The sequence below is a fragment of the Roseateles sp. GW821-FHT02E12 genome (assembly GCF_059421665.1).
Genome location: NZ_JBWKVK010000002.1, coordinates 984,828 through 998,186, shown reverse-complemented (window position 1 = coordinate 998,186; position 13,359 = coordinate 984,828). Strand labels below are relative to the sequence as shown.

Here is a 13,359-nt window from a genome sequence, read left to right as displayed (position 1 = left end):
CCGGGATAATGCGGGCCATCGATGGCCTGCCCTATCCTGAATCCGTGACCTCCCCCGCTTCTGACGGCCTCGTCCTGCGCGACGGCCCCGCGCTGCCGCCCCTGTCCCATTTCAAGCTCGCCGCCTTCGACATGGACTCGACGCTGATCAGCATCGAGTGCATCGACGAGATCGCGGCGCTGGCCGGCAAGGGCGAGGAAGTGGCCGCCATCACCGAGGCCGCGATGCGCGGCGAGATCACCGACTTCCGCGACAGCCTGCGCCGCCGCCTGGCCATCCTGGCCGGCGTGCCCGCCACCGTGCTGGACCGCGTGCTGGCCGAGCGGCTCACCTTCAACCCCGGCGCGCGCGAACTCTGCGCGGCGCTGAAAGCCGCGGGCCTCAAGCTCGTGCTCGTCTCCGGTGGCTTCACCTTCTTCACGCGCTTTGTCGCCGCGGAGCTGGGCATGGACTTCGTGCGCAGCAACGAGCTGGAGATTGAAGATGGCGCCCTCACCGGCCGCGTCGTCATGCAGGCCTGGGGCGACATCTGCGACGGCGAGCAGAAGCGCCTGATGCTGCTGGAATGCTGCGAGCTGATCGGCTGCCAGCCCGCCCAGGCCATGGCCGTTGGCGACGGCGCCAACGACCTGCCGATGATGGGTGCCGCGGGCCTGTCGGTGGCCTATCACGCCAAGCCCAAGGTGCGTGAGCAGGCGCGCATCGCCATCAACGAGGGCGGGCTCGAGCGGCTGCTGGAGCTGATAGAGCCGTGACCCGCTTGGCGGCGCTGCTGGCCACCGTGCTTGCGGGCACGGCGGCTGCGCAGTCACCGCCGCCGCTGCGCTTTGTCGCGGCCACCAACAACACGCTGCCCATCGCCGAATTCGACGCCCAGGAGCGCCTGGTCGGCGGTATCGCCAAGGATCTGGGCGAGCTGATCGCCGCGGGCCTGGGCCGGCCGGTCAGCTTCGTGCCGCTGCCCGGCAAGCGCGTCAGCGCCGCGCTGCTCGCAGGCGAGGCCGACGCCGTCTGCTTCGTGCTGCCGGAGTGGCTGCAGGGCGACTTCCGCTGGACGCGCGGCCTCATCCCCGATGCCAGCCTCGTCGCGGCGCACGCGGATGCCCCGGCGCTGACAAGCCTGCAGCAGTTGGCAGGCCAGCCCGTGGGCACCGTGCTGGGCTACAACTACCCGCGCGTCCAGCAAGCCCTGGGCAAGGGCCTGAAGCGCACCGACGTGCCCAGCATGGCGGCCAACCTGCGCCGCCTCGCCGCAGGCAAGGTGCGCTACGCGCTGGTGGAAAAGACCTCGCTGCAGTTCTTCCTGCACGAGCAGCCCAACGCGCCCGTGCACATCGCCTGGGTCATCGACCGCTTCGACGCACGCTGCGCCTTCTCGCCGCGCTCCGGCGTGCCCTTTGCCGAGGTGGCCCAGGTGCTGGACCGCCTCGTCAGCGACGGCAGCGTGGAGCGTGTGCTCGCACGCTACCGATGAACACGTCGCTCAGCGCATGCGGCGGCGCGCAATGCCACCGATGACGGCCAGGCCAGCCAGCATCAGTGCATAGCTCTCGGGCTCGGGCACGGCCGTCACGGCCAGCACGTCCGCCACGATGGGCGTCGAGTTGGAGCTGGCAACGGTCGTCCAGTTCGCGCCCACCGCCAGCGCCGACTGCAGCTGGGCGATGGAGCTGAACGGCACGTCGTTGGTCGTCACCTGGGCCGTGAACTGCGTGTAGCGCGTTGCCGTGGCAGCGTCGATCTTGTACTCGCGCAGCTGGATGCCGCTGAGGCCGGTGGCGGCCGTCGGGTTGTCCGACGAGGCGTAAGTGCCGCGGTTGGAAATGGCACCCAGGAAGGTGATGGCGGTGGGCTGGTAGTTGGTGGCGTACGACGCGGCCTGGTAGGCGTAGAGGATGTCGCCGCCGCTGGAGATGTTGGACGCACCGGCGTTCAGGTTGGTGACCGTGCCGTTGGCCGTGCCGCCAGCCGCGCCGGCCTTGGCCGCGTACTGGCCGTTGACACCCGTGCCCAGCAGGGCCACGGACGTGCCCGCGGCCACGTCGGCGCCGGCCGTCCAGGACCAGAAGGTCTCAGCCGTTGTAGAGAACACGCCCGCCGCCACCGTCGTCTGCAGCACATTGGTGTCGGTGAAGTAGATCGTCGTGCCGGCGGCGATGTCGACGAAGCTGACGAAGGACCAGCCGCCCACCGTCGTGTTGCCGTTCACGCCGGTGAAGGCGAAGTCGGTGTTGCCCAGCGTAGTGCCGGCGGCTTGGGCGCTGCCGATGGATGCGACTGCAAGGGCGATCAGGGTCAGGAACTTGCTCATGGTTTGTCTCCGTTGGGTGGTTGTCGGTTGTCGTGGGGGGAAATCAGCGGGCGCGCCGGCGGGCGGCGGCCAGGGTCAGCAGGCCGGGGATCAGCAGCAGGGCCGAAGCCGGCTCGGGCACGGGGGCGGCGGCGAGCACGAGGTTGTCGATGGACACGCCGTAATAGCTGTCGCGGTTGCTCAACGTGAAGCCGGCGATGTCGGCCGCGCCGCCGTCGCGAGCAAAGGCGTAGCGGCCATCGGTGCGGCCACTCAGGTCGACGGCCTCGATGAGGCTGCCGTCGGTGCGGTACAGGCTCAACGTGATCGCACCGCCGTCGGCGTCGCGCAGTTGCAGGCCCAGCGCCGACACGGGCGAGCTGAAGCGCGCCGAGATCGCGCCGAAACCATCGGCGGCCCCGGCCTGCGGGCCTACGCCGAACAGCGCCGCGCCGTCGGCATCACCGTAGTGGTACGCACCCAGGTTGGCGCCGACCGAGCCGGCCAAGAGTGTCAGGCCCACGGTGGGCGTGCCGAAGCTGAGGTCGTCGAACCAGTCCTGGGCCACCGCGCCGGGCCGCGGGGCCTTGGCCACGGCCAGCTCCTGGCCGGCAAAGCTCTCGCCGAACTGCACGCCGCCGCTGGTCAGCAGGCCGTCAAGGCTGACGCTGTCGAACGCGTTGGCGGCCAGCTCGTTGAAGCTGACGGTGGCGGCGCCCAGCGAGGCGTAGGTCACCTCATGGGTGGCAGCGGCGTGGGCCTGGACCGTGACGAGGCCGAGCAGCAGCGCGGCCAGGGTGTGGTGTTTGAACTTCATGGGGATCTCCTTGATTACTGGCCGCCGACGACGGTGACGTTGTCGAAATCGGCCGTGACGACCGCACCGTTGTTGCCGGACGAGAGGGCCAGGCCCACGTAGAGCGTGGGCACGCTCACGGTCAGGTTGGTGGTCTCCGACCAGCTGAGGCCGTCGGCCGAGGCCGCGGAATACACCGCGTTGCCACGCCGCTCCACCCTCACCCACACCGGCAGGGCCGACGTGGAGAAGCTGCCGATGTTGGATTTGTTGTTGCCGTTGATGGCCGCCCTGATCGCTCCGGTGGACGAGTAACGCGCCGTCCAGGCATAGGCCGGCGTGCCGGTCAGGCCGTTCATCGCCACCACGCCAGCGCGGCCGGAGTCCGCGTTGCCGCCCTGGGTGACGACGCGCGCGGTGAAGGTGAAGTTGCCTGTGAGTGCCCTGTACTTGAAGTTGAACGCGTAGGGGCTGCCGGTGTTGATGACGCCGGCGCCCGACATCGTGTAGGTGCCGGTGGCCTGCACATAGCTCGCGGCCGGGGCCGGCACGGTCACCAGCGGGCTCAACACCAGCTCGTTGCCACCGTTCGCATCGCAGGGCAGCGTCGGCGTGCAGGCCGTGCCCGGGATCAGCGGAGCCGGATTCGGGCCGGGTGCGGGTGCAGGTGTCGGGCTCGGTGATGGAGCCGGCGAAGGTGTCGGGCTCGGTGCGGGGCTGGGCGTGGGGCTGGGTGCTGGTGCGCCCGGCAGCGGTGCGGGCACCGGGCCTTGCACGGCGAACATGCCCACGCGGCCGGCACCGGCGGTGGACTGCACGGCACCGCGCGCCGCATCCGCGGTGCGCAGCGTGTAGGCATACGGCGGCACCCAGTTCTGCGCAACGGGCACGCCCTCGCAGCCCTGCAGCTCGATGTCGATGACGCCGGCCATGGGCTTGCCGAGATCGTCCTTGTCGCTGATGAAGCGGTGGCCGCTGCTGCGCATCGAGATCGCGTCCTTGCCGCCGGCCAGCTTGCCGCAAACCTCCTTGGGCTTGAGGCCGGTGAACTCGTAGAAGTTGTTCTCGTTGATGACGTCGGACTGGTAGCGCGCGTCCAGGCCGGAGGCGAACTTCAGGTCCGCGTCGCTGGTCGTCGTGCTGCCGCTGACGAGGTTGTTGTACATGTGCAGCTGGCCGAAGCGCACCAGCGGCAGGCGTGAGCCGGTGCCGTTCCACCAGTTGCCGGCCATCGTCACGTGCAGGCGGCCGGCGTCGCTCCAGGCGCGGCCGGAGTCCCCATTGCCCACCAGCGTCGTCTTGTGATGCTTGCTGAAGACGCTGTTGGAGATGGTCACGTAGTCGCTGCCGCGCACCACGTCGAGAGCGCCATCGTGCCGCGTGTCGCTCGCCAGCGAATCGGGCGTGTCGCCGTCGCTGATCGTCACGTGGTCGATCCAGATCTGCTGGCCGCGCGTGACGGTCAGGCCGTCCATGTAGGCGTTGCCGCTGTCCTCGGGGTTGACGTCCCAGGGCGTGTCGATTTGCAGGTTGCGCAGGATGATGTTGCGCGTCCAGGTCGGGTAGGTTTCCGGGTTCTTGCCCGCCGCCACCCAGTTCTTGAAGTCGGCCTCGGGGTCGCCACCGGGCGCCAGCGCGGCCTCGATGCCGATGAGCACCTGCGTGCCGGTGATGCGCGCCGGGCGGCCGTTGCCGTCGTTGATGCCCACCAGCGTCGTGTTGGACGGAATGGACAGCGAGCCGCCGTTCTTCTGGTCCAGGAAGCCCGTGTACTCCTCGAACACCGTGTTGCCATCGCGCCAGCGGAAGTCGATGTGGCCGACGACACGGATGATCTTGGGCTCGTTCTTCGCCTCGCGCAGCGCCGCCAGCAACTGCTCCTTGTTGAACACCGTGTAGACGCGGTTGGCCGCGGCTGCGGAGCCGCCGGTGACCAGCACCTTGCCGGAGCGCGACCGGCCATGCCAACCGATGTCGGGCGCGGTCTCGCGCTCGAAAGTCAGCGCGCCGCCGGTGGGGTCGACGGTGGCGAACTGCCAGGCCGGCAGCTTGGGCGCCGCGCGGTAGTTGCTCGGGTTGTGCAGGCCGCTGATCGTGGCCGGCGCGGCATAGGTGCGGGTGCCGACGTCGAAGAGCAGCGGCGCGCTGGTGTCGGTCAGCGACATCGCGTCGATGGCGGGCGCCGGGGGCGGCGTGGCCGGGCGCGGGTCCCGCGCGGCCAGAGCCTTGGCGGTGGCGGTCTCGGTAGTGGCTGCCGCGGTATCGAGGCGTCCTGCCGTTGCCTGCTCGCCGGCCTGCTGGACGGTCACGAAGTTCGCAGGGTTCTCCTGGCCGCCACCGCAGGCCAGCAGGCCGAGCGAGATGGACGAAGCCAGCAGACCCAATTTGGGCTTGCTTGAGGTCATGGCATGTCTCCTGGCGCGCTCGTACAGCGCGCGCTTTGTCTTTGCTGGGCATGCCGCCCCCTGGGTCTGAACGTTCGCAAGAAAGCAGGCATGAGCCCACCCGGCACCCGACCCGTCAGGGGTCAGGCGCGCAGCGCTTCAGCAGCAGGGAACGGGGGGATCGGCGGCAGGCCGAGGGGCGCTTCGACCTGTGCGGCACCGGCTCGCTCAGGCGTCAGGAGGGTGAGCGGGCACAGCAGGCGCACCGCACCGCTTCGGCTGGCGAGACCCCGGCTACCCGGTGGCATCCGGTCAGTGGTCTCGTTTCAGGAGCAGGTGAAACAGTGTTTCGTTTTTTTGATTTGGGGTCAACGCCGGGCATTCCCTGAGGGCATTTGTTCAGGGGGCGAGGCGAACCCGCAGGCAACGTTGTCAGCCGCCAGGCGGGATGACGCGGCCCGCCTTCATGACGAAGTCGACCTTTTCCATCAGCCGGATGTCGGCCAGTGGGTCGCCCTTGACGGCGACGATGTCGGCCAGGCGGCCGGGCGCGATCGCGCCGAGCTGGCCCTCTTGGCGCAGCAACCGTGCGGCATGGACCGTCGCACTCTGGATGGCGGCCATCGCCGGCATGCCGGCCTCGACGAGGTAGCCAAATTCCTTGGCATTGGCGCCATGCGGGCCGACACCCGAGTCCGTGCCGAAGGCGATCTTCACGCCGCCCTTCCAGGCGCGGTTCAAGGCCTGCTGCACGAGGATGCCGACGCTGATCGCCTTGAGCCTGACCACCTCGGGAAAGTAGCCCGGCTGTTGCGCCTTCTCGCTCGCAAAGCGCCCGGCCGACAGCGTTGGCACCAGCCAGGTGCCGTGCTGCTTCATCGCGGCCACAACCTCGTCGTCGAGGTAGGAGCCATGCTCGATGGAATCCACGCCGGCGCGAATGGCGCGCAGCATGCCCTCCTTGCCATGGGCATGCACGGCGACGGCGAAGCCATAGTCTTTGGCCGTATCGACGACGGCCTTCAACTCGGCATCGGTGAACTGCGGGTTGACGCCATTCGTCGCCAGGCTCAACACGCCGCCGGTACCGGTCAGCTTGATGAGGTCAGCACCTTCCTTGTAGCGCTGGCGCACGGCCTTGCGTGCGTCGTCGGCGCCGTTGATGACCCCCTCGACCGGGCCGGGGTCGCCGCGGAGTTGGTTGTTCAGGCCGTTGGTGGGGTCGGCATGGCCGCCGGTCGTGCCGATGGCCTTGCCGGCCGCGAAGATGCGCGGGCCGGTGATCCAGCCCTTGGCCGTCGCGTCGCGCAGGCTGATGGCCAGGCCGTCGGGTGCGCCGAGGTCGCGCACCGTCGTGAAGCCGGCATCGAGGATGCGGCGCAGATAGACGGTCGCGTGCAGCGCCGCATCGGTCGGGTTCTGGAAGAAGCGCTCGCTGTAGGCGCCCGGGGCGCTTTCGTGGCTGACATGCACATGGGCGTCGATGAGGCCGGGCATGACCGTGCGGTCCGTCAGGTCGATGAGGCGGTCATAGCCGGCGGCATCGACATAGCCCGGCTTCACCGCGCTGATCTTGTCGCCAAAGACGACGATGGACTGGCGCTCCAGCACGCGGCCGGCCTCGGTGTCGACGAGGCGGCCGGCGTGGATCAGCGTCTCACCCGGCGCGGCGACGGCATTGCAGGCGGCAAACAGCAGGGCAAGAGTGAAGCGGCGCATGACGATCCAAGTGAGCGGCAGAAAGTGCCGCTCACGAGTGTCATGCCGCTCAGCCGCCGCTCGGCCCCTGGATGACCCTGACCTGCTGGCCGCCGAAATCGACGACCTGGCCGGCGCGCATCTTGGCCGTCTTGCGCAGCTCGACCTGGCCGTCCACCCTCACCTCGCCGGCCGAGATCAGCGCACGTGCCTGGCCGCCGCTGTCGGCCAGGCCCATGGCCTTGAGCAGCTTGTCGAGTTCGATGTACTCGCCGCGGAGTTGCAGCTCAAGCATGGTGGGCTTTCTGCGCCTTCTCACCGGCCTCGCGGATGGCGGTCAGCGTGCTGCGCGACGTGGACACGTCACTGGACAGGCGCAGGTGCAGCAGCGCCGGCTTGCCCGCCGCAATGGCCGCATCCAGCGCCGGGCCGACCTGCTCCGTGCTCTCGGCCTTGAAGGCCGCGAAGCCGAAGGCCTCGGCCAGTTGGGCGAAGTCGGGGTTGAAGAGATCGCTGCCCGACACGCGGCCCGGGTACTCGCGCTCCTGGTGCATGCGGATGGTGCCGTAGGTGCCGTTGTCGACAACGACGACGAGCAGCTTCTTCGCGCCATAGCCCGTGGCCGTGGCCAGCTCCTGGCCGGTCATCAGGAAGTCGCCGTCGCCGGCGATGTTGACGACCCAGCGGTCCTGCAGGAGTGCAGCTGCCACAGCGGCCGGCACGCCGTAGCCCATCGCGCCCGAGGTCGGCGCCAGCTGCGTCTTGCCGAAACGATGCAGCGCCGTGTAGCGGTGAAAGCGATGCAGCCAGCCGCTGTAGTTGCCGGCGCCGTTCGTGAAGATGGTGCCCTCGGGCAGCTTGGCATCGATGAGGTGGATGACCTCGGCCATGTCCAGCGGCGCAACGGGCGCCGGCACGAGGTTGGCGCGGTAGTCGGCATTCGCGGCAGCCGTCCAGTCGCGCCAGGCGATGTCGGCGGGCGGCGTGAGCGCGGCCAGCGCCGGTGCGGCCTGGCTCATGCTCGCGTTGATGAGCAGCTCGCCCGTGTAGACGCGGCCCAGCTCCTCGGCGCCGGCGTGGATGTGGATGAGGGCCTGGGCAGGCCGCGGCGCCTGCAGCAGCGTGTAGCCGCCGGTCGTCATCTCGCCCAGGCGCGGGCCGATGGCGAGGATGAGGTCCGCCTCCTTCACGCGTGCGGCCAGCTTGGGATTGATGCCGATGCCGACGTCGCCGGCGTAGTTCGGGTGCACGTTGTCGAACAGGTCCTGGAAGCGGAAGGCGCAGCCGATGGGCAGCTGCCAGGCTTCGGCAAAAGCCTGCAGCGCCGTCGTGGCCTCGGGCGTCCAACCACCGCCGCCGGCGATGACGAGCGGCTTCTTCGCCGCGGCCAGGCGCTCGCGCAGTTCAGCCAGCGCAGCCGGCGTGGGCGCGGCTTCGGCCGGCCGCGCGGGCGCGACGACGGGGGCCGTGATCGGCTTGGTCAGCATGTCCTCGGGCAGCACCAGCACGACCGGGCCGGGCCGGCCCTGCATGGCCGTGTGAAAGGCGCGCGCCACGTACTCGGGCAGGCGCTCGGCGTCATGCACCTCGCCCACCCACTTGGCCATGCCCAGCGTGCCGGGGCCGAACATCTGGCGGTAGTCCACCTCCTGGAAGGCCTCGCGGTCGCGCTGGTCGCTGGCGACCTGGCCGATGAAAAGGATCATCGGCGTCGAATCCTGGAAAGCCGTGTGCAGGCCGATGCTGGCATTCGTCGCGCCCGGGCCGCGCGTCACGAAGCAGATGCCGGGCTTGCCGGTCAGCTTGCCCTGCGCCTCCGCCATGAAGGCCGCGCCGCCTTCTTGGCGGCAGGCGATGAAGCGGATCTTGTCGGCGTACTCGTGGAAGCCGTCGAGCACGGCGAGGAAGGATTCGCCGGGAACGCCGAACGCGGTGTCGACGCCCTGGGCAATCAGCGCCTCGACCAGCTTGTGGCCGGCCAGACGGGGGGTGTTAGCTTGTCTAGTCATGTTGGGACTTTAGCTCGCCGCCCATGCTGACGGCGCTTGAACCTATGACGCTGCCGGTCCGTCGCCCTCGGGCGATTGCGGCTCCGCCGCTGCCTCTTCCCGCGCCGTGGCGAACAGGTCCCACACCGCCATGAACATCGCCGCGATCACCGGGCCGATGACGAAGCCGTTGATGCCGAAGACGGCCATGCCGCCGATGGTGGAGATCAGCACCAGGTAGTCCGGCATCTGCGTGTCCTTGCCGACGAGGATGGGGCGCAGCACGTTGTCCACGAGGCCGATCACCAGCACACCGTAGGCGATCAGCGCCACGCCCTGCCAGATGGCGCCGGTCACCAGGAAGTAGATGGCCACCGGCAGCCAGATCAGCCCCGCACCAATGGCTGGCAGCAACGACAGGAAGGCCATCAGCACCGCCCACAGCAGCGCACCCTTGATGCCGAAGAACCAGAACGCCAGGCCGCCCAAGGCGCCCTGCGCGGCGGCGACCAGCACGTTGCCCTTGACGGTGGCGCGGATCACGGTGATGAACTTCGCCGCCAGGTGTTGCCGATGTTCAGGCGCGAGCGGCACTGCGGCGCGAATGCGCCGGCTCAAAGACGCACCGTCGCGCAGCAGGAAGAACGCCAGGTAGAGCATCACGAAGAAACCGACGACGAGGTCCAGCGCGTTCTGGCCCATGCTCACGGTGTACGTCGCGATCATCTGGCTGCCGCTCGTGATGGTGTCGGTGATGCGCGTCTGCAGCTCCTTCAGGTCCGTCAGCCCGAAATGCTCCAGCACGTCGTGCAGCCAGCTCGGCAACACCGCGACGACCTGCTCGAAGTAGCGGCCAAAGTTGGTTTCGCCCGACTGCACGCGCTGGTACAGCGCGGCGCCCTCCTTCACCAACATGCCGGTCAACAGCGTCAGCGGCAGCACAACCATCAGCACGACCAGGGAGACCGTCGCGAGTGCCGCCAGCGTGCGCCGCTGCTTCCATCGGCGCAGCAGCCGGGTGTAGACCGGCATGAAGACGATCGCGATCACCGTGCCCCAGAACACCGCGCCGCCGAAGGGCAACAGGATCCAGACGAAGGCCACGCTGACCGCCAGCATCAGCGCCAGGAAGGCGTTGTTCTCAAGGACGGGCGAGGTGACGAAATGCTTGAATTTCATGCAGCGCGCCGGATCGGCTCAAGGCGTAGGGAGTCGCGCATGGTACGGGCGCGGTCGGGCTGCGTCGTCAACGGGCCCCTTCGATCTGGCGCTCCATGATCTTCTGATGCAGCGTGTCGTCGCGCGTGATGTCCAGCGCCTTGTGAAGCGCTGACGGGCCGCTGCCCGCCGCGTCAGGCTTGGCGACCGGGGTGCCGGGCACGACGGTGACCGCCCCGGCGGCCACGGCCAGCTCCTTGGCGCCGGCTGGGCATTCGACATTCGAATAGGACACCTGCTGCCCGTTGACGCACTTGCGCAGCTCACCGGGCCGGAACTTGGATGACGCCTTGGGTGCCGCCGCATCGGACGCAGGCCGGGGCTCGCTGAAGCTGAGGTTGGGCGCGGCCGGCAGCGTGGCTGAGCCCGCCCAGGCCTGCAGCCGGTCCCGCTGCTGCCAGCCCAGGCCGACCGCGGCCAGAAGAAACATCAGGGCAATGAGGCCACGAATTGACATGGAGAGCCTGCAAAGGACAAGGTGGCCGGCACTTTACCGGCCGGGCTCGCCGTTACGGCTTCACCAGGCCCTGCCAAGACCACTGCGGCAGCCTGAGGTCGTCGGGCACGGCTTGCCCGCGGCTCGGGTAGGCCGCCATCGCCTGCGTGGTGGCCCAGGCGAAGTAGTCGTGCAGCACGCGCCGCAGCTCGGCATCGGCCACGCCAATGTCCGCGAGCGCCTGATCAAAGCAGGCGATGGCACGACGGTCCATCTCTTCGTGAGGACCGTTGCCGCTGTGGCTTCTCACAACGGCCGAGTGGCTGCCGAGCTGCCCGCTATACAGCGCCGGGCCACCCCAGGCTTCGCACCAGTAGGCCGCCAGGCGCTCGGTGTGCTGCGGGTGGAAACCGTGGCTGAAGGCGTGGGCGACGACCTCGTCGGCCAGCACCCGCGCATGCCAGGCCTGGGCCAGGCGCAGCACGGCGCCTTGCCCGCCAAGGGCGTCGAAAAGGCTGTCGTTTCGCATGGCTGCTCCTGGCCGAACCGGGCCGCGACGATGCCCGGCGGGCGCTCGCCCGTCAAGCTGCGCGCTGCTGGCCCAGCAACCTGACGGCCAGCGCCCCCAGCACCAGCCCCATCACATAACGCTGCGCCGCGAGCCAGAAGCGGTTGCGCGAGAACCAGAGCGCGACGCGTGCTGCAGACAGGGCCACCAACAGATTGACCGCCGAGCCGATGCAGACCTGGGTGGTGCCGAGCACGAGGCTCTGCGCCAGCACCGACCCCGCCTCGGGCGAGACGAACTGGGGCAACACGGAGAGATAGAAGATGGCCACCTTGGGGTTGAGGATGCTGGTCAGCAGGCCCATGGTGAACAGCTTGCGGGGCCGCTCCACAGGCAAGGCCCGCGGCTCGAAGGGTGACCGCGCACCGGGGCGAACCGCCTGCCAGGCCATCCACAGCAGGTAGAGGGCGCCGGCGAACTTCAGCAACTCATAGCCCAGCGGCACGGCCATGAAGAGCGCCGTCAGCCCGACCGCGGCGCAGACCATGTGCACCGTGAAGCCCAGCACGACGCCCAGCCAGGACATGACGCCGGCCATGCGCCCCTGGCAGATGGAGCGCGAGATCAGGTAGACCATGTTCGGCCCCGGCGTGACGGCCATCAGCAAAGCCGCTGCCGCGAAGAGCAGGAGGTTGGGCGTGGACGGCATGAGCGCCCGCGGATCAGGTGGCCGCAGGCACCATGGCGCGCCGCCGCGCCAGCCCGATGCCCACCAGGCCGGCCGACGCCACGCCCATCAGCAGCGCCGCGGCCGAGCCGGCGAAAACGCCACGCGGCATGCCGTGGTCCAGGATGGCGCCGAACACCGGCGCGGCGAGCGCGAAGCCGATGTCCAGACCCGAATAGACGGTGCCGTAGACGCGACCCGTCGCACCGGGCGGCGAGGCGCGCTTGATGAGCATGTCGCGTGAAGGCCCGGCCAGGCCGGTGCCGAAGCCAGCCAGGGCCGCGACGATGGCGGCCAGCAGGCCCGGCAGCACGCCGGTCGCAACAAGCAGCAGCAGGCCGGCTGCCAACGCCAGTGCCAGCGCGATGGTGCGCTCCAGCCGCTCGGCCTTGGCCACCAGGAAACCACCGCAGACCATGCCCGCCGCGCCGGCCAGCATGTAGCCGGTGACGACATAGGCCGTCAGAGCCAGTGGCAGGCCGTAGATGTCGTGCAGGGCCGGACTGGCAAAGCTCTGGATGGCCGACAGCGCCGCCGTGCTCCAGAAGAAGAACGAGAAGCACAGCCAGACCGACGGCAGCTTCAGGAAGGCCATCGGGTGTTCTTCCTTGGCGCCAGCAGCGGGCTTGGCATGCCCCCAGGAGCCCTGGCGGTCGTCGATTGCCGAGCGCTGCCAGAACAGCACGGCCATCACCGTCAGCGCGACGAGCGCGGTGCCGAGGTAGGCGAAGCGCCAGTTGCCCGTCGCCTCCGCAATGCCAATCGAGAAAACCGGCGCGAACGCCCAGCCGAGGTTGCCGCTGATGCCATGCACCGAGAAGGCATGGCCCAGGCGCGGCTGGGACACGCGCTTGTTCAGGATGGTGAAGTCCGCCGGGTGGAAGGGCGCATTGCCCATGCCCGCCAGGGCCGCCGCCAGCATCAAGCCGCCAAAGCCCTGGGCCAGGCCGGCGGCGATGGAGGCGAGGAAGAAGCTCGCCATCGCTGCGAACAGCACCGGGCGCGCGCCGATGCGGTCGACGATGAAGCCCGACAGCGCCTGCCCCGCGCCCGAGATGACGAAGAAGGTCGTCACCAGCAGGCCCAGCTCCGAATAGCTCAGCCCGAAGGCCTGGATGAAGGCCGGGAACAGCGGCGGCAGCAGCATGTGGAAGAAATGCGAGGTGCCGTGGGCGACGCCGATGGTGGAGATCGTCGTGACGTCGCGCCGGCGCTGCAGGCCGGCATCCAGGGAAGAAGCGAGGGCGGTATCCATTCCATCACTCTAGGCAAGCCAGGCTCGGCTTGGTTACGATGGTTCGTCAAGTTCTATCG

13 protein-coding genes are annotated in these 13,359 nt (G+C 69.1%); 2 read left to right on the top strand and 11 right to left on the bottom strand.

Annotated features, from left to right (window positions below; all coding sequences use genetic code 11):
• The first annotated feature begins 8 nt into the window (after window positions 1–8).
• Together serB and AC07V5_RS15370 are read left to right on the top strand one after the other, a co-directional pair.
• Entirely contained in the window at window positions 9–755 is a 747-nt protein-coding gene (serB, locus tag AC07V5_RS15375) for a phosphoserine phosphatase SerB (RefSeq protein WP_495116546.1), read from the top strand.
• A complete protein-coding gene (locus AC07V5_RS15370) occupies window positions 752–1,474 on the top strand; it encodes a substrate-binding periplasmic protein (protein WP_495116545.1) in 723 nt (240 codons plus the stop codon). Before serB ends, AC07V5_RS15370 begins: the two co-directional genes overlap by 4 nt.
• A gap of 9 nt (window positions 1,475–1,483) precedes the next feature.
• Here the strand turns inward: AC07V5_RS15370 and AC07V5_RS15365 are convergent, their stop codons facing one another.
• From AC07V5_RS15365 to AC07V5_RS15315, 11 genes are all read right to left on the bottom strand, one after another.
• A complete protein-coding gene (locus AC07V5_RS15365; protein WP_495116544.1) occupies window positions 1,484–2,311 on the bottom strand; it encodes a PEP-CTERM sorting domain-containing protein in 828 nt (275 codons plus the stop codon).
• 43 nt (window positions 2,312–2,354) lie between these two features.
• Complete coding sequence (locus AC07V5_RS15360; protein WP_495116543.1) at window positions 2,355–3,107, bottom strand: hypothetical protein; 753 nt, start codon at window positions 3,105–3,107, stop codon at window positions 2,355–2,357.
• A gap of 14 nt (window positions 3,108–3,121) precedes the next feature.
• The gene (locus tag AC07V5_RS15355; RefSeq protein ID WP_495116542.1) at window positions 3,122–5,491 is read right to left on the bottom strand and encodes a pectate lyase family protein; all 2,370 of its coding nucleotides are present in this window, start codon (window positions 5,489–5,491) and stop codon (window positions 3,122–3,124) included.
• A 411-nt stretch (window positions 5,492–5,902) separates the two neighbouring features.
• The gene (locus AC07V5_RS15350) at window positions 5,903–7,189 is read right to left on the bottom strand and encodes a metal-dependent hydrolase family protein (protein WP_495116541.1); all 1,287 of its coding nucleotides are present in this window, start codon (window positions 7,187–7,189) and stop codon (window positions 5,903–5,905) included.
• 49 nt (window positions 7,190–7,238) lie between these two features.
• Complete coding sequence (locus AC07V5_RS15345) at window positions 7,239–7,463, bottom strand: RNA-binding S4 domain-containing protein (protein ID WP_495116540.1); 225 nt, start codon at window positions 7,461–7,463, stop codon at window positions 7,239–7,241.
• A complete protein-coding gene (locus tag AC07V5_RS15340; RefSeq protein ID WP_495116539.1) occupies window positions 7,456–9,177 on the bottom strand; it encodes a thiamine pyrophosphate-binding protein in 1,722 nt (573 codons plus the stop codon). Before AC07V5_RS15340 ends, AC07V5_RS15345 begins: the two co-directional genes overlap by 8 nt.
• Window positions 9,178–9,219: 42 nt before the next feature.
• A complete protein-coding gene (locus tag AC07V5_RS15335) occupies window positions 9,220–10,335 on the bottom strand; it encodes an AI-2E family transporter (RefSeq protein ID WP_495116538.1) in 1,116 nt (371 codons plus the stop codon).
• Window positions 10,336–10,402: 67 nt separating this feature from the next.
• Window positions 10,403–10,804, bottom strand: a complete 402-nt coding sequence (locus tag AC07V5_RS15330) for a hypothetical protein (RefSeq protein WP_495116537.1) — start codon at window positions 10,802–10,804, stop codon at window positions 10,403–10,405.
• Window positions 10,805–10,883: 79 nt separating this feature from the next.
• Window positions 10,884–11,339 carry a group II truncated hemoglobin gene (locus AC07V5_RS15325; protein ID WP_495116536.1) on the bottom strand — a complete coding sequence of 152 codons (456 nt, stop codon included), beginning with the start codon at window positions 11,337–11,339 and terminating at the stop codon, window positions 10,884–10,886.
• A gap of 52 nt (window positions 11,340–11,391) precedes the next feature.
• Entirely contained in the window at window positions 11,392–12,027 is a 636-nt protein-coding gene (locus AC07V5_RS15320; protein WP_495116535.1) for a LysE family translocator, read from the bottom strand.
• A 13-nt stretch (window positions 12,028–12,040) separates the two neighbouring features.
• Window positions 12,041–13,300 (bottom strand): MFS transporter, encoded by a 1,260-nt coding sequence (locus AC07V5_RS15315; RefSeq protein WP_495116534.1) that lies wholly within the window; start codon window positions 13,298–13,300, stop codon window positions 12,041–12,043.
• Window positions 13,301–13,359 lie beyond the last annotated feature (59 nt).

Coding starts and splice junctions, on each gene's coding strand:
- serB (WP_495116546.1), top strand. CDS start 9: ATGCGGGCCATCGATGGCCTGCCCTATCCTGAATCCGTGACCTCCCCC.
- AC07V5_RS15365 (WP_495116544.1), bottom strand. CDS start 2,311: ATGAGCAAGTTCCTGACCCTGATCGCCCTTGCAGTCGCATCCATCGGC.
- AC07V5_RS15360 (WP_495116543.1), bottom strand. CDS start 3,107: ATGAAGTTCAAACACCACACCCTGGCCGCGCTGCTGCTCGGCCTCGTC.
- AC07V5_RS15355 (WP_495116542.1), bottom strand. CDS start 5,491: ATGACCTCAAGCAAGCCCAAATTGGGTCTGCTGGCTTCGTCCATCTCG.
- AC07V5_RS15350 (WP_495116541.1), bottom strand. CDS start 7,189: ATGCGCCGCTTCACTCTTGCCCTGCTGTTTGCCGCCTGCAATGCCGTC.
- AC07V5_RS15345 (WP_495116540.1), bottom strand. CDS start 7,463: ATGCTTGAGCTGCAACTCCGCGGCGAGTACATCGAACTCGACAAGCTG.
- AC07V5_RS15340 (WP_495116539.1), bottom strand. CDS start 9,177: ATGACTAGACAAGCTAACACCCCCCGTCTGGCCGGCCACAAGCTGGTC.
- AC07V5_RS15335 (WP_495116538.1), bottom strand. CDS start 10,335: ATGAAATTCAAGCATTTCGTCACCTCGCCCGTCCTTGAGAACAACGCC.
- AC07V5_RS15330 (WP_495116537.1), bottom strand. CDS start 10,804: ATGTTTCTTCTGGCCGCGGTCGGCCTGGGCTGGCAGCAGCGGGACCGG.
- AC07V5_RS15325 (WP_495116536.1), bottom strand. CDS start 11,339: ATGCGAAACGACAGCCTTTTCGACGCCCTTGGCGGGCAAGGCGCCGTG.
- AC07V5_RS15320 (WP_495116535.1), bottom strand. CDS start 12,027: ATGCCGTCCACGCCCAACCTCCTGCTCTTCGCGGCAGCGGCTTTGCTG.
- AC07V5_RS15315 (WP_495116534.1), bottom strand. CDS start 13,300: ATGGATACCGCCCTCGCTTCTTCCCTGGATGCCGGCCTGCAGCGCCGG.